Source organism: Mesorhizobium sp. B2-4-18, assembly GCF_006441385.1.
Classification (GTDB): Bacteria; Pseudomonadota; Alphaproteobacteria; order Rhizobiales; family Rhizobiaceae; genus Mesorhizobium; species Mesorhizobium australicum.
Map to the genome: position 1 here is coordinate 346,763 of NZ_VFUW01000004.1, position 19,694 is coordinate 366,456.

Consider the following 19,694-nt stretch of genomic DNA (forward strand, 5'->3'; position numbering starts at 1 on the left):
TTTTATCGCGACAGCAATCAAACGGAGATAGAGATGACCTCGCAGACCAAACCAGGCTCAGGCAGCGGCACGATCACCACCAAGGACGGCACGGAGATCTATTACAAGGACTGGGGAACCGGTCAGCCCATCGTGTTCCATCACGGCTGGCCGCTGAGCAGCGACGATTGGGATGCACAGATGCTGTTCTTCCTGGGCCAAGGCTACCGGGTCATCGCCCACGACCGCCGCGGCCACGGCCGTTCGACGCAGACGGATATCGGCAACGAGATGGACACCTATGCCGCCGATGTGGCTGAACTTGTCGCGCATCTCGACCTCAAGGACGCCATCCATGTCGGCCATTCGACCGGTGGCGGCGAGGTGGCGCGCTATGTCGCCCAGTATGGAGCGGGCGGCCGTGTCGCCAAGGCAGCGTTGCTCGGCGCGGTGCCGCCGATCATGCTCAAGACCCCAGCCAATCCCGGCGGCCTGCCGATCGAGGTCTTCGACGGCTTCCGCTCGGGCGTCGCCGCCAACCGCGCGCAGCTATACGTGGATGTTCCCGCTGGCCCGTTCTACGGGTTCAACCGTCCGGGCGCCGTGGTCTCGCAGGGCGTAATCGACAATTGGTACCGCCAGGGCATGATGGGCGGCACCAAGGCGCATTACGACTGCATCAAGGCCTTCTCGGAGACCGACTTCACCGAAGACCTCCAGAAGATCGACGTGCCGGTGCTGGTCATGCATGGCGACGACGACCAGATCGTTCCCATCGCAGATTCGGCGCTGCTGAGCATCAAGCTGCTCAAGAAGGGCGAGCTCAAGGTCTACAAGGGCTTTCCGCACGGCATGGCGACGACCCACGCCGACATCATCAACGCCGACCTGCTGGCCTTCTTCAAGGCCTGAAGCCCTCCTGCCGGAATGGCAAAAGGCATCCGCCATATGGCGGGTGCCTTTTGCCTGGACACAGATGATTCAAGCGGCCGCTTGCGCCTTCCGGGCTTCCTTCATGTTGGGCAGGAACACCGTCAGCAGCCCCAGGAACGGCAGGTAGGAGCAGATCTGGAAGACGAAGTCGATGCCCTTCATGTCGGCGACGACGCCAAGCACCGCGGCCGCGATGCCGCCGACGCCGAAGGCGAAGCCGAAGAAGATGCCGGCGATCGTGCCGACGCGGCCCGGCACCAACTCCTGCGCGAAGACGACGATGTTGGAGAAGGCCGACGACAGGATGAGGCCGATCAGCACGGTCAGCACCATCGTCCATTCCATGTTGGCGTAGGGCAGCGCCAGGGTGAAGGGCAGGACACCGACGATCGAGAACCAGATCATCGCCTTTTGTCCATAGCGATCGCCGAAGGGACCGCCGAGCAGGATGCCCAGCGCCGAAGAGCCGAGGAAGAGGAACAGCATGACCTGCGACATCTGCACCGAAACGCCGAACTTGTGGATGGAATAGAAGGTGTAGTAGCTGGCCAGGCTGGCGATATAGGCGTTCTTGGTCAGCACCAGCAAGGTCAGCACCGCCAGGGCCCACATCACCTTGCGGCGCGGGAAGGGCGACACGAAGCTTGCCGCCTTGCGATTGCCTTGCGCGGCGCGCAAGCGGCTGTACCAGCCGCCGACCTGCCACAGGATGACGATGCCGATCAGCGAGCCGACGGCGAACCAGGCGATGCTGGTCTGGCCGAAAGGCACGACGATGAAGGCGGCCAGCAAGGGACCCATGGACTGGCCGAAATTGCCGCCGACCTGGAACAGCGACTGCGCCAGGCCAAACCGGCCTCCGGAAGCGAAGCGGGCAATGCGCGAGGATTCCGGATGGAAGATCGCCGAACCGATGCCGATCAGCGAGGCGCCGATCAGCAGCAGGTAGTAGTGCCCGGCATAGGCGAGCACGACCAGGCCGATCAGCGAGGATGCCATGCCCCAGGGCAGCGAGTAGGGCATGGGCCGCTTGTCGGTGACCGCGCCGATGATCGGCTGCAGCAGGGATGCCGTTACCTGGAAGGTGAAGGTCAACAGCCCGATCTGCCAGAAGTCGAGGCCGTAATTGTCTTTCAGAAGCGGATAGATGGCCGATAGCAGCGACTGCATGATGTCGTTGATGGAGTGGCAGAGGCTCACCGCCAGGATAACGGTGAAGGCCGTAGCCTGGGCTGACGCGTGACTGGCGGTCGCAGGCGGCGCGACGCTGGTGGCGGTCGTATCGGTCAAGATAGGCTCCGTAGTCTTTTTGGCGGGTTGTTACCGCAGGCGACGTGGCGGGCGCTTCCCGCAGGCAGCCTTATAGTCCGGTTGCCAGGCGACTTCTTTCGTGGTTTGGTCCAATAGTTTCGCAAGTGGGCCATATCGAATGCCAAAAACCAGGGAAATTTTCGGCGCCGGCCACACCGACCTCGAGCAATTGCACGGGCTGCGCTGGCAGTGGCTCGAGCAGGCGGTCGGGCCGGCGGTGGTGCTGCCGACCGAATATCCGGATGGCTACCACGTGCCGCACCACCACCACAGCCGCAGCCAGTTGCTGCATGCGCTGGTCGGCGTCGTGCTGGTGACGACGCGGCATGGGCGCTGGATGGTGCCGCCGGACCATGCGATGTGGATTCCAGCCGGCATCGAACATTCCGTCGAGATGCTCGGCGACGTCTCGATGCGCTCGGTCTATGTCATACCGCAGGCGATCCCAGGCCTGCCGGAGGGCATGCGCGTCGTCGGCGTCACTGACCTGATGCACAGTCTTATCGTGGAATCCGAGAAGCTGCCGCAAGGCGGCGAACTGGAAGGGCGCGGTGGCCTGATCATGAGCCTGCTGCTGCATGAGATCCCGCAATTGCCGGAGCGGCCGCTCGGCCTGCCGTTCCCGTCGGATCCCAAACTGGCGGCGCTCTGCCGGCGTTTCGTCGCCGCACCCTCACCGCACGCGACCATCGACGAATGGGCCGATACCGTCGGCATGAGCCGGCGCTCCTTCACGCGCGCCTTCCAGCGGCAGACCGGCCTGTCGCTGTCGACATGGCGCCAGCAGGCCTGCCTGTTCGCGGCGCTGCCGAGGTTCGCCGATGGCGAGCCGATCACGCGGGTGGCGCTCGATCTCGGCTATGACAGCGTGCCGGCCTTCATCACCATGTTCAAGCGCATGCTTGGCTCCTCGCCGCGCGGCTATATGCGCGGTGCACGTGACGCCGGCGAAGGCATGCGGCGAGCCCCGGCCCGGTTGGAGGCGCCGACGCCATCGGCCTTGCCGCAGGAATAACTTGGGCCGCAGGGGTAACTTGGGCCGCATGAGCAATTTGGGCCGCAGGGGTAACTTGGGCCGCAGGGATAACTGGTTTTCAGTCGAACAGGCTCGAAACCGATTCCTCGGTCGCTGTGCGCGAAATGGCTTCGCCCATCAGGTCGGCGATCGAGATGACGCGGATGTTGGGCGCGTCGAGCACGCCTTGCGTCGGCTGGATGGAATCGGTGATCACCAGTTCCTGCAGCTTCGAGCCGCTGATGCGAGCGACCGCGCCGCCCGACAGCACGCCGTGGGTGATATAGGCGGTGACGCTGGTGGCGCCGTTGGCCAGCAGTGCGTCGGCGGCATTGCACAGCGTGCCGCCGGAATCGACGATGTCGTCGATCAAAAGGCAATCCTTGCCGGCGACCGCGCCGATGATGTTCATGACTTCCGATTCGCCGGGACGCTCACGGCGCTTGTCGACGATGGCGAGTTGCGCGTCGAAACGCTTGGCAAGCGCACGCGCACGCACCACGCCGCCAATATCGGGCGACACGACGACGACATTGCCGAGTTGCTTGTACTTCGCCTTGACGTCGCGGGCCATCACCGGCACCGAGAACAGATTGTCGGTGGGGATGTCGAAAAAGCCCTGGATCTGGCCGGCATGGAGATCCAGCGTCAAAACCCGGTCGACACCTGCACGGGTGATCATGTTGGCGACCAGCTTGGCAGAGATCGGCGTGCGCCCGGAAGCGCGGCGATCCTGCCTGGCATAGCCGAAATAGGGAATAACCGCGGTGATGCGCTTGGCCGACGAGCGCATGAAGGCGTCGATCATGATGAGCAGTTCCATCAGGTGATCGTTGGTCGGGAACGAGGTCGACTGCAGGATGAAGACATCCTCGCCACGCACGTTTTCCTGGATCTCGACGAAGATTTCCTGGTCGGCGAAGCGCCTGACACTGGCCTTGCCCAGCGGGACGTTGAGATAGCGGGCGACCGCTTCGGCCAGCACCCTGTTGGAATTGCCCGCGAAGAGTTTCATGCACCGTTCCTGGTGGAGGACGGAGAGGCCTGACGGACTCTCCTGCACCTTTTAACCGGGCTTTTAGCGGCCCGCGCGGCTATTGCAAGCGCCGAGATCGTGAATCCGCCGGCTAAGCCTAAGAAAGCTGTTCGGCATCACCGGCTGGCAACACCTCAACTCGCCTTGCCGCTGAGAAAGGCCGCAAACTGGTCGATGGTCTGGTCGGCGATCGCCTGCATGGTGGCTGGCGAGACCGACTTCCAGCTGTCGGCGCCCGCGCTGTCGCCGGAACCGGTGGAAGGCGCCTTCATCTGGCCGTTGATACGGTGCAGCCGGTTGCCGGATGGGTCGTAGACATCCCAGACATAGATGACCGTGGTGTCCTTGCCCTCCGTCATCGCCGAGAAGTAGCCCTTGAGCACATGGGTCGCGGTCTGGTCCTGGCTGCCGGCCAGCGTAATGCCGCGCTGCCTGGCGCGTTTCTGCAGTTCCGCCGTCAGCGGCGTGGCGGCTTCCACCGAAGCGCCGACGATCGGCGCGATCTGCAGCCGGGTCTTCGCCAGGATGGCGGCGGCCTGGGCCGAAGTGATGGGCGCGGGCGCGCCCGCCGTCGTGGTGGCCGTCGCGGCCGTGGATGGCGCCGGGGCGGGAACGGTGGCGGCAGCGCTGCCTTGCGTGGCCGGTGCGGGCTGCGCCGAGGCCGCCGGCGGGGTGATGGCGGAAGGTTCGAGGACGTCCTTTGCGTTGGTGCAGGCGGTCAAAGCCAATGCCACAAGCAATGACACGGTCGTCACATGCGATCGTCTCATTTGCCTTCTAACTCCTTGGCGAAGAACGCCTCCCATTATGGATTCACTGCACGATCAAGTCGAGATCATGGCGGGACAGCGGCTTCGGCTGGGATTCGGTGGTCAGGTAGGTGCGGCCAAGCGTCATCGCCGTCTCGGTCTCGGAGTCCATGATGATCATGTGGGCAAACAGCGTCATGTTCGGCGCGATCGGCTCGGGATTGCCCTGGTAGAACATCGGCATGTCCATCCAGGACGGCGTGAAGCGGGCGCCGACCGAATAGCCGCAGGCGTTCAGCCGGTGCTTGGTCAGCCCGTGTGCTTCCATGGTGCGGGCATGGGCGTCGAACACATCGCCGAAGCTGTTGCCCGGCGTCATCGCCTTTTCGACGGCCAGAAGTGCCGCGCGTGCGGCGTCGAACAGCTCCTGATGGCGCTTGGAGACCTTGCCGGTCAGCACCGTGCGCATCATCGGCGCATGGTAGTGATGGAAGACGCCGGCCCATTCGAGCGTCAACTGGTCGTTCTTGGTGAGCTTGCGGCGTCCGGCCTTGTAGCGGCACAGCAGCGCATCGACGCCGGAGCCGATGATGAACTCGTTGGCCGGATAGTCGCCGCCGCCGGCGAAGATCGCGCCCTGCATGGCGGCCAGGATCAGCGCCTCGTCGCCGCCCTGCTTGATCAGCGGCAGGGCCGCGTCCAGCGCGTCGTCGGAGAGATTGGCTGCCTTTTCGGCCTTGGCGACCTCGGCCGGGCTCTTGAACAGGCGCAGCCGCCCGACGATGCCGGAGGCGTCGGCGATCTGGCCGAAGGTCTGCAACTGCTCGTCCAGGCGGCGGCCATTGTAGGCGGTCAGGCCGTGAGTGTCGTATTCGACGCCGATGCGGGCGCCGAGCAGGTCGAGTTCGTTGAGCAGGTTGCGCAGGTCGACCGCGGGATTGGCGCCGTCGCGGTCGGTCCACAGCACGATGTTGTCGATGATCGAGGTTTGGCGCGCCTGGCGCAGATCGGCCGAGCGGGTCAGCAGCACCATCGAGCCGTCGGCCTTGACCACCAGGCATTGGAAGAAGCAGAAGCCGAACGTGTCGTAGCCGGTGAGCCAGTACATGCTTTCCTGGGCGAACAGCAGGATGGCGTCGAGCTTCTTCTCGGCCATCTCGATCATCAGCCGGTCGCGCCGCGCGTCGAATTCGGATCGTTCAAAATGCAGCGCCATTATACCTTCTCCAAAACGATTGCCGAAACCTGCCGGCCATAATCGGGCTCCCTGCGGTGCGTGGTGCGCCGGTAGGAGTAAAACAGATCTTCCTCGGCATAGGTGCAGCGGCCAAGGCCATTGGCCGTCACACCAGCCTTGGCCAGCCGGTCGATCGTGTAGCGGTTGAGGTCGAACATCGAATGGCCGGCATGGGCCGAAGGCACGAAATACCGGGCATTTTCGCTGTCGGCCTCGACGAAGCGGGCGACGAATTCGGGCCCGACCTCGTAATTTGCAGGGCCGATTGAAGGGCCAAGCACGGCGACGATGTTTTCGCGCCGGGCGCCGAGGCGCTCCATGGCGGCAATGGTGTTTTCGAGCACGCCTGACAAAGCGCCTTTCCAGCCGGCATGCGCCGCGCCGATGATGCGCGCGCCGGCATCCGCGAAAAGAACCGGGCCGCAATCGGCGGTCGAGGCCCCGATGGCGATGCCCGGCCGGTCGGTGACGATGGCGTCGGCCTTTGGCCGTTCGCCGGCAAAGGGTTCCCTGGCGACGATGACGTCGGGCGAATGGACCTGCCAGGCGGTCAGCAGATGATTTGCGGGCACGCCCATCCAGGCGGCGACACGGGCGCGGTTCTCGGTCACCAGTGCCTGGTCGTCATCCGACCCGGTGCCGATGTTGAGGCCCCGGTAGATGCCCGTGGAGACGCCGCCGATGCGGGTGAAATAGCCGTGGCGGATGCCTTGTGCCTGTGCCTTGTCCAGCAGCGGCGACCGAATGGGATCCGGTTTGGTCTGATTGAGCATGCGGGCGTTGTTGTCCGTGTGGGCGGTTTCGTCAAGGAAAAGCGGCCGGCAGTCCGGCGGCTCTTTTACCGGACGGGAGATTGGGAGGGGTAGCGACGAAAAGTCAATCCGCCGTTGCGAAGGGCCTGACGGAGACGTCGCGTGGAACGACGGCGAGGACCTTGAAGAGTTCGCCCATCGCTTGCGGCCCGGCGAGCCGTTCGACGGCATTCGATATGTTGTCGCGTGCCGCCTGGCCGGCATCGGCGCCCAGCTGGCCGGCGCGCTCCAGAATGCCCATGCCCAGCAGGAAATTGCCCTGCGTCGACAGATGGGCATCGAGACCATGCGCGCGCACGATCGCTGCAAGAGCGGCGAAATCGACATGGGACGTAAGGTCTGCTTCGCCAGGATTGGCCAGCACATCTTCGTGATTGTGCCGGCGCAAGGCCTGCAGCGTGTCGCCGACTCCGGGCCGCATATGGCCGTAGTCGAGGAATAGCCCGGCGCCGCCATGAGCCGCGATGCGCTCGGCGATCGCCGCCATCAGGGCGGTGCGGGCGGGCGCGATTTCGACGATCGCGCCTTGCGGCGCATCGGCCGCATCCCTGGGCAGCAGCGTCGGGTCGACCGAGCCGGCGCCGGCGAAGAAGCAAAGATTGTCGGCATCGTCCAGGCCGACCATGCGCTCGCGCCAGTCGGCGCCGGCGCGGATGAACTGGCGGATGGGCACGGCATCGAACAATTCGTTGCCGACGATCAACAGCGGTTGATGGGGCAGGGTCTCGATCGCTTCATGCCAGTCTATCGCGAAGGGTGTCGCTCCAAGCGTCTGCTTCTGGATCTCGGCCAAGCGCGGACTGGTCTCGATTATGGCGAAGGCGGCGCCGTTGGCCAAGGCCGGATCGAGCCGCGACAAGGTGCGCAGCATGTCTTTCATCAGCGTGCCACGGCCGGGGCCGATCTCTGCGACGGTGACCGGCATCGGCCGGCCGATCGCTGCCCAAGCCTGGTAAAGCCAAACGGCGACGAGTTCGCCGAACATCTGGCTGATCTCCGGCGCGGTGATGAAGTCGCCGGCCGCGCCGAACGGCTCGCGTGTGGTGTAATAGCCATCGCGCGGATCGAACAGGCACAGCGCCATGTATTCGTTGATGGGCATCGGACCGACCGCCTCGATCAGGTCGACGATACGAGCCTTCAGCCGCGTCATGTTGCCTGCGGCTGCGTTTGCGTCACCGGCTTGGCGGTCGCCATGGCCCAGATGCCGGCCAGCACCATCGGCGTCGACAGGATCATGCCCATGGTCAGCCAGTTGGTGCCGAGGAGATAGCCGAGCTGCTGGTCGGGTTCGCGGAAGAATTCCACGAAAATTCGTGACAGGCCGTAGCCGCAGATGAAGGCGCCGCCGACAAAGCGCGGTGTCTTCAGCTTGAGGCGCGAATGGGTAAGGATGCGCAGCACGACAAACAGCACCAGCCCTTCGAGCAAGGCCTCGTAGAGCTGGCTCGGATGGCGGGTGAACGGACCGCCGTTGGGGAATTCGATCGCCCAGGGCACATCGGTGGGCCGCCCCCAGAGCTCGGAATTAATGAAGTTGGCGACGCGCACGAGACCGAGACCGACCGGCACGCCAGCTGCCACGACATCGAACAGCGACCAGGTGCGGATGCCGCGCTTCATGGAAAACAGCGTCATGGCGAGGATGACGCCGAGCAGGCCGCCATGGAAGGACATGCCGCCTTGCCAGACAGCGAAGATGTCGAGCGGATGGGCGATGTAGCGCGCCAGGTCGTAGAACAGGACATAGCCGGTGCGGCCGCCCAGAACCACGCCAATGGCCGCCCAGACGATGAAATCGTCGAGATCCTCAGGCTTCATCGGCAGGACGCCGTCGGGCCAGAGTTTAGGATTGGCGGCGAGCCGCTTGGCATACCACCAGGCAAACAGGATGCCGACGATGTAACCGATGCCGTACCAATGCACCGCCAGCGGCCCGATCTGGACGAGGATCGGATTGATATTGGGAAAAGGCAGCGAAGCCAGCGGCAGCAGGAAATATTCGTTCAACGGGGAGCTCTCGATTGCGATCGGCGCGGACCATGCGGCAGGGTTTTGGCAGGGTCAAGGCAAGGTCACGGGGGTCAATGGTCCGGGAACAGATTCGGATCCGGGAACAGATTCGCTTCCAGTTCCGTCGCCGTGGTGGCGTGCTTACCCCCTGGGCTTGGCGGCCACCACTTCGCGCAAGGCGTCGTTGATCCTGTCCTGCCAGCCGGGACCATCTTCCTGGAAATGATCGAGCACGGCCCGGTCGATCCTGATCGAGACCAGCTCGCGGACATTCGGTGCGGTGGAGGGTTCGCGAGGCGGGGCCGCTGCCGGTTTCTTGACCGGCTTGAAAACAGCTTCGGCGGCTTCCATCGGATTTGTCGGTCTGCGCGGGGGCGTTGCCATTGGTTGTCCTGATTGAAACGTGCGTGAAGGGAGACGAGGGCCTTACAATAGGCGACTTGCCACCATCAAGTACAGCTTCGGAGCCGTTCGAGAGGCTCCTGCAGGACCCGCGCCCATCATGCGGGCCGTGCGCCATAGCAGCGCGGAGGCCGCATCGGGTCCCAACGTTCTTGCATTCCTGGCGCCACGTCACTAATTCAAATCAAGCAAGCGAGGATTTGCCATGTCGACCGGACCGAACCGCATTCTCGATGAATTCGCCAAGCTGATGACCGATGCCGCCGGTGCCGCTCAAGGCGTGCGGCGCGAGGTGGAGACGGCCTTCAAGGGCCAGGCGGAACGCATCCTCAACTCCATGGATGTCGTGCAGCGCGAGGAGTTCGAGGCCGCGCGCGAGATGGCCGCCAAGGCGAGGGAAGAAAACGGCAGGCTCGCCTCGCGCATCGAGACGCTCGAGGCCAGGATCGCCGAGCTGACCAGTCAGGCCACACCTGCGGCGCCGGCGAAGCCCAAGCCGAAAAAATAATTCGTTAAACTTTTCCACAAAGCACCAGCCTGAAAATCGCTTTGCCGTGAATCGCTTACCGGCATTGCGTGACTCTTTGTGACAGGCACCTTTCCACATGCGAATGACGCAGTGCGAAAAATTGGGCTGTTCACGCGACTCCCGATCAATAGACTGAATTTGTTGCATGATTCGGAGCAGGGTCATGCAACCGGGCGGTGGGGTTCGGTCTGGGGTCTTTGCGTTGATAAGTCCCGGCCGTCCGAGTTCTAGACAAGATTGTTCGTCGTGTGTGCCCCGCGGAGCGTGTGGCGCTCCCCCTGAACACAGGAAGCATTCCATGGAACTTCTCGAACTCGAATTTTCCCGCGAAATCCATCCGGTGGATGTGATCGAGCAGGTGGCCCACAACAATGACTGGTCCTTCGAACGGGCCGGCGATGACGAAATCTCGATCTCGGTTGCCGGCAGCTGGACCGACTACCACGTCTCCTTCTCATGGATGGAGGATTTCGAGGCGCTGCACCTTGCCTGCGCCTTCGACATCAAGGTGCCGGAAGCCCGCACGCTGGAAGTGATGCGGCTGTTGTCGCTGATCAACGAACAGATGCTGTTCGGCCATTTCGACCTCTGGGAGCAGGAAGGCGCGATCATGTTCCGCCAGTCGCTGCTGCTCGCTGGCGGGGTCGAACCCTCGAGCCAGCAGGTCGAGGTGCTTTTGTCCTCGGCGCTGGAAGCCTGCGAATGCTATTTCCAGGCTTTCCAGTTCGTCGTCTGGTCGGGAACCTCGGCCAAGGACGCGCTGGCCGGCGTGCTGTTCGAGACCTTCGGCAACGCCTGAGCAGAAGCGTTCGACATGAGTTCAAACAACGAGCGCAAGCCTGAAATCAGCTTCGCCGATTTCGATCGTGTCGACATCCGTGCCGGCACGATCGTCGAGGCCGAACCGTTTCCGGAGGCGCGCAAGCCGGCCTTCAAGCTGAAGATCGATTTCGGGCCTGGGATCGGAGTGAAGAAGTCCTCGGCGCAGATCACCAAATACTATTCGCCCGAGACCTTGGTCGGCCGACAGGTGTTCGCGGTGGTCAATTTCCCGCCGCGCCAGATCGGCCCGTTCATGTCGGAAGTGCTGACGCTCGGCTTTCCCGATGAAGAGGGCGCCGTGGTGTTGGGCGCCATCGAGCGCAGGGTGCCGGATGGCGGCAGGCTGTTCTAGGCTTTCCGAGGTCAAACAGAATACCGCCTCGTTCCTTGGCGTCCCCGCCGGCCTGTCGGATCAGGCCGCCAGCTTGCGCGTCGTTCCCAGTGCTTCCCCGACCGCGTCGAGAAACATTTCCGCGCAGGCCTTCCAACTGTAGCGCATGGCGCGCTCGCGGGCCTGGTCGCGGCTGACGTCGAGCGCGGCCAGCGCGGCCTCGCGCAAATCGGTGGAAACAGCACCGCCGACACCATCACCAACGATGTCGATCGGCCCGGTCACCGGGTAGGCGGCGACCGGCGTGCCGCTGGCCAGCGCCTCGATGATGACGTTACCGAAAGTGTCGGTGCGGCTGGGAAAGACGAAGACGTCGGCGGAGGCGTAGATTTCGGCCAGTTCGTCATTGGGGCGATGGCCGAGGAAATACGCCTTCGGATATTTCGCCTTCAGCTTGGCAAGCTCGGGCCCTTCACCGACGATCACCTTGCTGCCGGGCAGGTCTAGGTCGAGGAAGGCCGACAGGTTCTTTTCGATGGCGACGCGGCCGACACAGAGGAAGACCGGGCTGGGGAAGCCGAGGTTCTTGCGCTTATCGGGCCGGAAATGCTCGGTGTCGACGCCACGCGTCCAGGGCCTCAGCTTGTTGAAGCCGCGCGCCGTGAGATCGTCGGCGAGCGACTGGGTGGCGACCAGCGTGCCCTGGCCCGAATTGTGGAAATCGCGCAGCCAGCGATAGGCCCAGCTCTCCGGCACCGGCAGGCGGGCGCTGAGATATTCGGGAAAGCGGGTGTGGTAGCTGGTGGTGAACGGCCGGCCGGCATTGCGGCAATGGCGCCGCGCCATGATGCCAAGCGGTCCTTCGGTGACGATGTGGATGTGATCGGCCTTGTAGCCGTCGATCAGGCGCGCGACATGGCCGGGCGTGGTCAGCGCCAGGCGGATGTCGGGGTAGGTCGGCAGGGGCAGGGTGCGAAAGATGTTCGGGGTCAGGAACTCGACCGCGACGTCGAAGGATTTCAGGGTCTCGGTGAGCCGCTCCAGCGTGTGGACGACGCCGTTGATCTGCGGGCGCCAGGCGTCGGTGACCATCACTATGCGCATGGCGGCCCTTTGCTCCGGAGGTCGGCGGTTGCCTTGAAACGATGCCGGAACGGCGACCATGCGGCCGCCCTCGCTTCGCTCCAGCGCACCCTGACGGGTACGGGATCGAAGTGAGGCGGCAAGGACGAATCAAGTGCGGTCGCGCGCTTCATGCGCGCTCTTGACCATGGTTTCATGACGGGCGGATGAAGCAGACCGTGATCCCGAAAAGTCGAAAGCGGTTTTCAGGCAAGATCATGCCAAATAGAAATCAGGCCGGAACCTTGATCACCGCGCGCAGGCCACCCATCGGGCTGTCGTCGAGCGTGATGTCGCCGCCGTGGCTGCGGGCGATGTCGCGGGCGATCGACAGACCGAGCCCGGTGCCGCTGGCGTCGAGGTTACGGGCTTCGTCGAGCCGCACGAAGGGCTTGAACACGTCTTCGCGCCTGTCGGCCGGAATGCCTGGCCCATTATCGTCGACGGTGACGAGAAGCGAGCCGCGGCCGTGGTCGGCGGTGACCTCAACGGTGCGGGCATAGCGGAAGGCATTGCCGATGACGTTGGACAGCAGCCGCGCGAAGGCGTTCGGCCTGACATGCACGGTCGGATCGCCGGAAAGCGTCGTCGACAGCCTGCATTTGCGCAAGTTCGCTTCTTCGCCAAGCTTCTGGAAATAGGCTTCCAGATCGAAACGTCCCGGGTCCTCCGAGGCCTCGCCCTTGGCAAAGGCGAGATAGCCTTCCAGCATCGACTGCATGTCCTCGATGTCCTGGTCGAGCGCCGCCTTGGTCTCGGCCTTGCCGCCGGCCAACGCCAGCTGCAGCTTGAAGCGAGTAAGGATGGTCCTGAGATCATGGCTGACACCGGTCAGCATGGCCGTGCGCTGCTCGATCTGGCGCTCGATGCGCTCGCGCATCTGGATGAAGGCAAAGCCGGCGCGGCGCACCTCTTCGGCCCCGCGCGGGCGGAAATCGCGCGGCATCGGCCGGCCCTTGCCGAAGCTTTCGGCGGCCTCGGCAAGCGCCAGGATCGGCCGGATCTGGTTGCGCAGGAAGGGGATGGCGATCATCAGGAGCACCAGCGAGGTGCCGACCATCCAGATCAGGAAAATGTGGGTGTTGGAGGCATAGGCCTGGCTGCGGCGCACGAAGACGCGCAGCACCTTGTTCTCGAGCTGGACGCGCACTTCGATGATGTTGGAATTGCCGACAGTGTCGATCCAGAAGGGGCGGTTGATCTGCCGAGTGATTTCGGCGGAGAGAACATCGTCGAGGATAGAGAAGAACGGCTTTGGACCGGGCGGCGGCAGCGGATCGGGCGGCAGGAGATCGACCTTCAGCTGCATGCGATCCTGCGCGATGCGGATGATGTTGGCGTAGTCGGCGTCGTGCGGATAAGTCTCGATCATGTCGATGATGGCGGCGATGTCGCGCACGGTGGCCTGCGACAGGCGTTGCGTCACGGTTGCCCAGTGGCGCTCCATGAAATCGAAGGCGACAACCGACTGCAAAAGGATCATCGGCGCGATGACGATGATCAGCGAGCGCGCATAGAGGCGCTTGGGCATGTAAAGCGAAACCAGGCGCCAGAACCGGTTCCAGATGCGCGGCACCGCCTTGAGCGACCGTGTGGCGCGTGCACTCAAACCGTCATTGTCCGGCTGTTCCAGTTCCGTGGTCGCCATTGGCTCTTTTCATCCGTCGGCGGTATTGGGTCGGGATGACGTTTGGCTGAATCGTCATCCTGATCCAACTCTTTGTTGGAGCATGATCTTTTCCGAAAACCGGTTCCCACTTTTCGGGACCATGCACTTGGGCCGCCGCCGGCATTCTATTCCACGCTGAGCCGATACCCAATACCGCGCACGGTCTGCAGCCAGACCGGATTGGACGGATCGCGCTCGATCTTGCGGCGCAGCCGGTTGATCTGGACGTCGATGGTGCGCTCGCCGACTTCCGAATCGTCGCCGACGAGTTCGTGGCGGGGGATGGTTTCGCCGGCGCGCGCGGCGAAGATCGCCAGGATCTCCTGTTCGCGGTCGGTCAGCTTCAGCGCCTCGCCGCCGCGCTTCAGTTCGCGCCTGGCGATCTGGAAGGTGTAGGGGCCGAACACCAGCTGCTCGACCTTGGGCGTCGCCGCCGGGCCGCCACGGCGCAGGATGTTGTTGATGCGCAGGATCAGCTCGCGCGGGTCGAAGGGTTTTGGCAGGTAGTCGTCGGCGCCGGCTTCGAGCCCCGAGATGCGGCTGTCGGTCTCCGACAAGGCCGTCAGCATCAGGATCGGCACGTTCTTCTCGGCGCGCAGCGCCTTGGTGAGATCGACGCCACTTTCTCCCGGCATCATCACGTCGAGCACGAGCAGGTCGAAATCGAGGCCGGCGAGCTTGCGGCGGGCCTCGCCGGCATTGCCGGCGACGGTGACGCGAAAGCCGTTTTCGGTCAGATACTGCTTGAGAAGATTGCGAATGCGGGTGTCGTCGTCGACCACGAGCAGATGTGGTGCGTCGTCATCCGGTGCGGCCGCGGTGTCGACCCTCTCAGTGCTCTCCATGGCTTTTCCCTGACATTTTTGCGGACCCAACGTCGATCTGAGCTCTCAGTTCCGGATTGACCATTGCTTCGAGGAAGCGTTCCACCAAGGTCCGTTCGGTGGCGCCGGAATCTTCCAATGCAGCACGGATGCGGCGTGACTGTGGCCGCGCCAGCGCCAGCGCCAGCGCACGGCCCTTGGCCGTCGGATAGAGTTCGCGCTGGCGACGGTCGCGCGGGCCCTGCAACTGCACGACGTGATCGGTGTCGATCAATTGCTTCAGCACACGCGCCAGGCTCTGCTTGGTTATCTTCAGCACGTCGAGCAATTCGGCGACGGTCAGGCCCGGCCGGCGGTTGACGAAATGCAGCACGCGGTGGTGGGCGCGGCCGAAGCCGTAGTCGGCCAGGATCTGATCGGGATCGGAAGTGAAGTCGCGATAGGCGAAGAAGAAGAGTTCGATGATGGCGAAGTCGATGCCGTCCTCGCTGGTGATCGCGGTCCTGATCGGTTTTCCGGCAGCTGGGCTTTTATCCGTCATCATTTCTCCATGGGAACGGGAGATTATGTCAGTACTATTGACGTAATTTCCCTGCAATGGTAATTTTTGACAAGCTTTTGAGCGGATTGCGAACGAAAAGGCGAGGCAAGCCGGTTTTTCCGGAACTTCCTGAGTTTGCCAGGGCGCGATTATCCGCTTACGCTTCCAGACACCGGCCGGCGTCTCCAACCACATGGCGCTGCCAAAAGAACACGCAACGACGCTAGGATATGCGGGTCGCGACCCGCGGGAGGTTACCATGGCATCCGTTCCCTTCGATCAACTGGACGGCTTCATCTGGATGAATGGCGCGTTCGTCCCGTGGGGGGACGCCAAGATTCATGTGCTGACCCACGGCCTGCATTACGCCAGCGCGGTCTTCGAGGGTGAGCGCGCCTATGGCGGCGAGATCTTCAAGCTCAACGAGCATACGGAACGCCTGCATGAATCGGCACGCCTGCTCGGCTTCAAGATTCCCTATTCGGTGGCCGAGCTCAACGACGCGTCGACCACGCTCCTGAAGAAGCAGGGCTTCCAGGACGCCTATGTCAGGCCGATCGCCTGGCGCGGCAGCGAGCAGATGGGCGTTTCGGCGCAAAACAACCGCATCAACGTCGCCATCGCCATTTGGCAATGGCCGAGCTATTTCGACCCGGCGCAGAAGCTGAAGGGCATCCGTCTCGATGTGGCGGAATGGCGCCGGCCCGATCCGCGCACGGCGCCGTCGCGGTCGAAGGCCGCCGGCCTCTACATGATCTGCACCATGTCCAAGCATGCCGCCGAGGCCAAGGGCTATGCCGACGCCATGATGCTCGACTGGCGGGGCCAGGTCGCCGAAGCGACGGGCGCCAACATCTTCTTCGTCAAGGACGGCAAGATCCACACGCCCAAGCCCGATTGCTTCCTCGACGGCATTACCCGCCGCACGGTCATTGGACTCGCCAAGGATCGCGGCCTGGAGATCATCGAACGCGCCATCCTGCCGGAAGAACTGGAAGGGTTCGAGCAGTGCTTCCTGACCGGAACGGCAGCGGAAGTAACCCCGGTTTCGGAGATCGGCCCTTACCGATTCGAAGTCGGCGAGATCGCCAAGAATCTCATGAACGACTATTCTATCGCCGTTCAACCCAAGCATGCTATCGCCGCAGAATAACGATAGTCACAGCTTTTCGCGCAAGCAGGGGCGGTTTTCGGGCCGCCCCTTTTATTTCAGCGTTTCTGCATTTGACTTTCCTCCAATTCGGCGTCTCATGATGGTGTCGGCCCGGGAGGCTGGCAGCTATGGAGGGACTAATCATATGGACATGAACACGCTTCTTCCGATCATCATTCAGATCATCACAGGCATCATTGGTGGTCAGGCGGTCGGCGCGGCGATCAAGACGGCGGCAATGGGTCAGCTTCCCAAAATCCTGGGCGGAGCCATCGGCGGTGTCGGCGGCGCGGCGATCCTCGGCAGCCTGCTTGGCGGCGGTGCGATCAGTCCTGACGCGGCCGCGGCGGCGACCAGCGGCCTGGGCAGCGCGCTCAACCTGCAGAACATCGTCGGTGGCGCCGGCGGTGGCGCGATCCTGACCGGCATTCTCGGCGCGGTCATGGGCGCCATGAAGAAATAAGCCTGCCGATCTCGGGCTTCGCAGAATGGGCGGCTTCGGCCGCCCATTCCTTTGGAGACGCACTGTTTGGCCTTCCGGCTGTGGACGGTTTTGAGCGATGCCTCTACATGATCGCTGACACAGCGAAAGGACGATCATGGGTGAGCTCAATGCCGGCATCGTGCCGGTCACACCGTTCCAGCAGAACTGCACCATCCTGTTCGACATGGAGGACAAGCATGGCGTCGTCGTGGATCCGGGCGGCGACATCGACAAGGTGCTGGCAACGTTGAAGGACAACGCGATCGCGGCCGAGGCGATCTGGATCACGCACGGTCATATCGATCATGCCGGCGGCGCCATGGAACTGAAGGAAGCACTCGGCGTCGAGATCATCGGCCCGCATGAAGCCGACAAGATGCTGCTCGACAATCTGGAAAACCAGGGCAGGCGCTACGGCATCGGCGGTGTGCGAAACTGCGTGCCCGATCGGTTCCTCGCCGAAGGCGAGACGGTGTCGTTCGGCGGCCATGTGTTCGAGGTGCTGCATTGCCCCGGCCACGCACCGGGCCATGTCGTCTATTATAACCGCGCCGCCAAATTCGCCCATGTCGGCGATGTTCTGTTTCGTGGTTCGGTCGGCCGCACCGACCTGCCCGGCGGCGACCATGCGGCCCTCATCGCCTCGATCAAGAACAAGCTGTTGCCGCTCGGCGACGACATCGGCTTCATCTGCGGCCATGGCCCCGGCGGGCGTTTTGGCGAGGAACGGCGAACCAACCCGTTTTTGACCTGAATGAGATGAGGGCCGCCGCCGGAAGCCCAACAAACCGACAACAAAAAAGCGCTGGCCTTGCGGTCAGCGCTTTTTTGTTTGGGGCAGGGAAGCCTCAGTTGGCGGTGCAGAAATGCTGTTCACCGTCGCTGCCGGTGAAGGTGCCGGTACGGGAATTGAAGGTGCGGTAGCGGTCCGAGCAGTACTCGTACCAGCCGCGCGTCCACGGTTCGGCGTAACGGTCGGCATAGACCACCTGCGGTTCCGCGTAGTAGCGGCGGACCGGGGCAGGGCGCACCCGCACGTCACGATCGTAGTAACCGTCATCGTAATAACGGTCGGAATCGGGCGGTGGCCGGTCATTGGCCAATGCGCCACCGATCAATGCGCCGGCGGCAAGGCCGAGAACGCCGGCTGCCACGGCATCGCCATGGCCATGGCCGTGATGGTGCCAACGGCGCCAGTCATCGGCATTGGCCGCCGAGAAGGTCCCCAGCGTGGTGGCGACCACGGCTGCGGACAGCACGGCTGTCTTGAAAATGCGGTTCATCTTGGTCTCCTTCGTACCGGACCGTGCAGTTTCTTGCAGGGGATGCAGTCCGGCTTTACGAATGACTAATATGGGACCGTGGCTGAACGGGGGCTGAACGAAAATTTGGCCGCACGCATTCTTTCACCGCTTCAAAACCGCACCTTTCGGCGCGGACCTGACTGTCGGAGCCGGTCCGAAGCCGGCTCAGCCGACCGACAGGTTGACGGCCTTGGGTCCCTTGCCGCGCTTGTCCGGCTCGGTGTCGAATGTCACTTTCTGCCCATCTTCGAGACCGGGGAGACCCGACGCCTGCACGGCCGAAATATGGACGAAGACATCCTTCGCGCCATCATCCGGTGTGATGAAGCCGAAGCCCTTGGCATGGTTGAAGAATTTGACGGTGCCGGTCTGCGGCATGGGAAGCTCCTTTGATCCCATAAACTCCAGTCTCGGGCCGGCAAATGCCCGAATGCAAATTTGTCCTTTATTTTAGCGCTATCGGCAAGAGAAAGTTTTGCTGGCACTTAAAGCACGTCGCTTTAAGTGCTTGTTTTGATGCGCGTCATTGGCCCGGACCCGGGATGAACTTCCGGATGAGATGAGTCTGCGCTGCGCGGCGGACATGAAAAAGGCGCGGCGAAAACCGCCGCGCCTTTCAAAAATCCGTCTGCCTGCCCAGGTGCTGGTCAAGCTCCTCGTTCGCCCATCCGCCTGGGATGCGCGCGCGCCGATCGCTCAGGCTGCGCGCAGGTTGACCGCCTTCGGGCCCTTGCCCATGCGGTCCGGCTCGACGTCGAAAGTGACCTTCTGGCCATCGACGAGCGTGCGCAGGCCCGAGGCCTCGATCGCTGAAATGTGGACGAACACGTCCTTGGCGCCGCCGTCGGGCGTGATGAAACCGAAGCCTTTGGTCGCATTGAAGAATTTAACGGTGCCGGTCTGGGCCATTGGGGAAACTCCTTCACCCGTTCAGTCTTGGTGGTCCTGCCCGCCACCTGGCGTCGAGGGCAGTTCCTGGTGGTTGCTTTCGGCAGTCATGCATTGGCGCATGGTCAAACCCCCCGCCGAAAAACGGGGCCGTCAGAGATTCACAGTATCGGGGAAAGGTCGTCCAAAACGTTCCGCTCTCCGGGTCGCAAATGCCCGAACACAGAATTTATCGCACGGAAACGTGAAGGTTGCAAGATAGCGCCGCGGGCCGCCGCCCTTGGCGCATCCCGACGCAAAAATCGACCGATCAAAGCGTCGACCGGCCGCAAATAGGCTTCGTTGGCGGAAGGGTCATCGGCCCACAGCACCGGTCATGGATGGGCCAGGAGCGACGATTGCCGGGGACGCGGCTGGGCCCCATCGGTTCGGGTGTCGTTCTCCTACAGAAGCCGCAAACAAGGGTTGCAATTGGCGGTGGAATGACGACGATCACGCCATTGGGTGACTGATCCAAATCTTGTTTTGATCGATATCATC

The 19,694-nt window shown here is 63.2% G+C and carries 23 protein-coding genes; 8 read left to right on the top strand and 15 right to left on the bottom strand.

The window, feature by feature from the left end; genetic code table 11:
- The first annotated feature begins 33 nt into the window (after positions 1 to 33).
- Entirely contained in the window at positions 34 to 891 is an 858-nt protein-coding gene (locus tag FJ527_RS12345; RefSeq protein ID WP_140823213.1) for an alpha/beta hydrolase, read from the top strand.
- Positions 892 to 960: 69 nt separating this feature from the next.
- On the opposite strand, the gene FJ527_RS12350 is transcribed toward FJ527_RS12345, so the two are convergent.
- On the bottom strand, positions 961 to 2,202 hold the full coding sequence (locus FJ527_RS12350; protein WP_015316088.1) for an MFS transporter: 1,242 nt from the start codon (positions 2,200 to 2,202) through the stop codon (positions 961 to 963).
- Positions 2,203 to 2,341: 139 nt separating this feature from the next.
- On the opposite strand from FJ527_RS12350, the gene FJ527_RS12355 reads away from it, so the two are divergent.
- Positions 2,342 to 3,238, top strand: a complete 897-nt coding sequence (locus tag FJ527_RS12355; protein ID WP_140823214.1) for a helix-turn-helix transcriptional regulator — start codon at positions 2,342 to 2,344, stop codon at positions 3,236 to 3,238.
- A gap of 79 nt (positions 3,239 to 3,317) precedes the next feature.
- Here FJ527_RS12355 and FJ527_RS12360 read toward each other — a convergent pair whose 3' ends face one another.
- From FJ527_RS12360 to FJ527_RS12390, 7 genes are all read right to left on the bottom strand, one after another.
- Positions 3,318 to 4,253: a ribose-phosphate pyrophosphokinase gene (locus FJ527_RS12360; RefSeq protein WP_015316090.1), complete on the bottom strand. Its 936-nt coding sequence runs from the start codon at positions 4,251 to 4,253 to the stop codon at positions 3,318 to 3,320.
- A 155-nt stretch (positions 4,254 to 4,408) separates the two neighbouring features.
- Positions 4,409 to 5,044 (bottom strand): hypothetical protein, encoded by a 636-nt coding sequence (locus FJ527_RS12365; RefSeq protein WP_140823215.1) that lies wholly within the window; start codon positions 5,042 to 5,044, stop codon positions 4,409 to 4,411.
- Positions 5,045 to 5,087: 43 nt separating this feature from the next.
- Positions 5,088 to 6,239 (bottom strand): Xaa-Pro peptidase family protein, encoded by a 1,152-nt coding sequence (locus tag FJ527_RS12370; RefSeq protein WP_015316092.1) that lies wholly within the window; start codon positions 6,237 to 6,239, stop codon positions 5,088 to 5,090.
- A complete protein-coding gene (pgeF, locus tag FJ527_RS12375) occupies positions 6,239 to 7,033 on the bottom strand; it encodes a peptidoglycan editing factor PgeF (protein ID WP_140823216.1) in 795 nt (264 codons plus the stop codon). Before pgeF ends, FJ527_RS12370 begins: the two co-directional genes overlap by 1 nt.
- A gap of 103 nt (positions 7,034 to 7,136) precedes the next feature.
- Complete coding sequence (locus tag FJ527_RS12380) at positions 7,137 to 8,225, bottom strand: class I SAM-dependent methyltransferase (protein ID WP_140823217.1); 1,089 nt, start codon at positions 8,223 to 8,225, stop codon at positions 7,137 to 7,139.
- Positions 8,222 to 9,082 (bottom strand): prolipoprotein diacylglyceryl transferase, encoded by an 861-nt coding sequence (gene lgt / locus FJ527_RS12385; RefSeq protein ID WP_140823218.1) that lies wholly within the window; start codon positions 9,080 to 9,082, stop codon positions 8,222 to 8,224. The genes FJ527_RS12380 and lgt overlap by 4 nt, the downstream gene beginning before the upstream one ends.
- Before the next feature lie 144 nt (positions 9,083 to 9,226).
- Positions 9,227 to 9,469: a BrnA antitoxin family protein gene (locus tag FJ527_RS12390; RefSeq protein WP_140617702.1), complete on the bottom strand. Its 243-nt coding sequence runs from the start codon at positions 9,467 to 9,469 to the stop codon at positions 9,227 to 9,229.
- Positions 9,470 to 9,692: 223 nt separating this feature from the next.
- Here FJ527_RS12390 and FJ527_RS12395 point away from each other — a divergent pair, with 223 nt between their 5' ends.
- The 3 genes from FJ527_RS12395 to FJ527_RS12405 all read left to right on the top strand — a co-directional run bounded on the left by FJ527_RS12395 (position 9,693) and on the right by FJ527_RS12405 (position 11,190).
- On the top strand, positions 9,693 to 9,995 hold the full coding sequence (locus FJ527_RS12395) for an accessory factor UbiK family protein (RefSeq protein ID WP_140823219.1): 303 nt from the start codon (positions 9,693 to 9,695) through the stop codon (positions 9,993 to 9,995).
- Positions 9,996 to 10,314: 319 nt separating this feature from the next.
- On the top strand, positions 10,315 to 10,815 hold the full coding sequence (locus FJ527_RS12400; RefSeq protein WP_015316098.1) for a YbjN domain-containing protein: 501 nt from the start codon (positions 10,315 to 10,317) through the stop codon (positions 10,813 to 10,815).
- 15 nt (positions 10,816 to 10,830) lie between these two features.
- Positions 10,831 to 11,190 (top strand): tRNA-binding protein, encoded by a 360-nt coding sequence (locus FJ527_RS12405; protein WP_140823220.1) that lies wholly within the window; start codon positions 10,831 to 10,833, stop codon positions 11,188 to 11,190.
- A gap of 60 nt (positions 11,191 to 11,250) precedes the next feature.
- On the opposite strand, the gene FJ527_RS12410 is transcribed toward FJ527_RS12405, so the two are convergent.
- The 4 genes from FJ527_RS12410 to FJ527_RS12425 all read right to left on the bottom strand — a co-directional run bounded on the left by FJ527_RS12410 (position 11,251) and on the right by FJ527_RS12425 (position 15,325).
- Positions 11,251 to 12,273 (bottom strand): glycosyltransferase family 1 protein, encoded by a 1,023-nt coding sequence (locus FJ527_RS12410; protein WP_140823221.1) that lies wholly within the window; start codon positions 12,271 to 12,273, stop codon positions 11,251 to 11,253.
- Between the two features lie 250 nt (positions 12,274 to 12,523).
- Positions 12,524 to 13,939 (bottom strand): ATP-binding protein, encoded by a 1,416-nt coding sequence (locus FJ527_RS12415; protein ID WP_140617703.1) that lies wholly within the window; start codon positions 13,937 to 13,939, stop codon positions 12,524 to 12,526.
- 146 nt (positions 13,940 to 14,085) lie between these two features.
- On the bottom strand, positions 14,086 to 14,805 hold the full coding sequence (locus FJ527_RS12420) for a response regulator transcription factor (protein WP_023770265.1): 720 nt from the start codon (positions 14,803 to 14,805) through the stop codon (positions 14,086 to 14,088).
- Positions 14,792 to 15,325: a MarR family transcriptional regulator gene (locus tag FJ527_RS12425; RefSeq protein WP_015316103.1), complete on the bottom strand. Its 534-nt coding sequence runs from the start codon at positions 15,323 to 15,325 to the stop codon at positions 14,792 to 14,794. Before FJ527_RS12425 ends, FJ527_RS12420 begins: the two co-directional genes overlap by 14 nt.
- A gap of 259 nt (positions 15,326 to 15,584) precedes the next feature.
- Between FJ527_RS12425 and FJ527_RS12430 the strand changes: the two genes are divergently transcribed.
- From FJ527_RS12430 to FJ527_RS12440, 3 genes are all read left to right on the top strand, one after another.
- A complete protein-coding gene (locus FJ527_RS12430) occupies positions 15,585 to 16,478 on the top strand; it encodes a branched-chain amino acid aminotransferase (protein WP_015316104.1) in 894 nt (297 codons plus the stop codon).
- Positions 16,479 to 16,623: 145 nt separating this feature from the next.
- Positions 16,624 to 16,941 (top strand): hypothetical protein, encoded by a 318-nt coding sequence (locus FJ527_RS12435; RefSeq protein WP_015316105.1) that lies wholly within the window; start codon positions 16,624 to 16,626, stop codon positions 16,939 to 16,941.
- A gap of 136 nt (positions 16,942 to 17,077) precedes the next feature.
- Complete coding sequence (locus tag FJ527_RS12440; protein WP_140823222.1) at positions 17,078 to 17,716, top strand: MBL fold metallo-hydrolase; 639 nt, start codon at positions 17,078 to 17,080, stop codon at positions 17,714 to 17,716.
- 94 nt (positions 17,717 to 17,810) lie between these two features.
- Here FJ527_RS12440 and FJ527_RS12445 read toward each other — a convergent pair whose 3' ends face one another.
- From FJ527_RS12445 to FJ527_RS12455, 3 genes are all read right to left on the bottom strand, one after another.
- Entirely contained in the window at positions 17,811 to 18,245 is a 435-nt protein-coding gene (locus FJ527_RS12445; protein ID WP_015316107.1) for a BA14K family protein, read from the bottom strand.
- Between the two features lie 186 nt (positions 18,246 to 18,431).
- Positions 18,432 to 18,644: a cold-shock protein gene (locus tag FJ527_RS12450; protein WP_008877668.1), complete on the bottom strand. Its 213-nt coding sequence runs from the start codon at positions 18,642 to 18,644 to the stop codon at positions 18,432 to 18,434.
- 318 nt (positions 18,645 to 18,962) lie between these two features.
- Positions 18,963 to 19,175 (bottom strand): cold-shock protein, encoded by a 213-nt coding sequence (locus FJ527_RS12455; RefSeq protein ID WP_006202520.1) that lies wholly within the window; start codon positions 19,173 to 19,175, stop codon positions 18,963 to 18,965.
- Between the last annotated feature and the right edge of the window lie 519 nt (positions 19,176 to 19,694).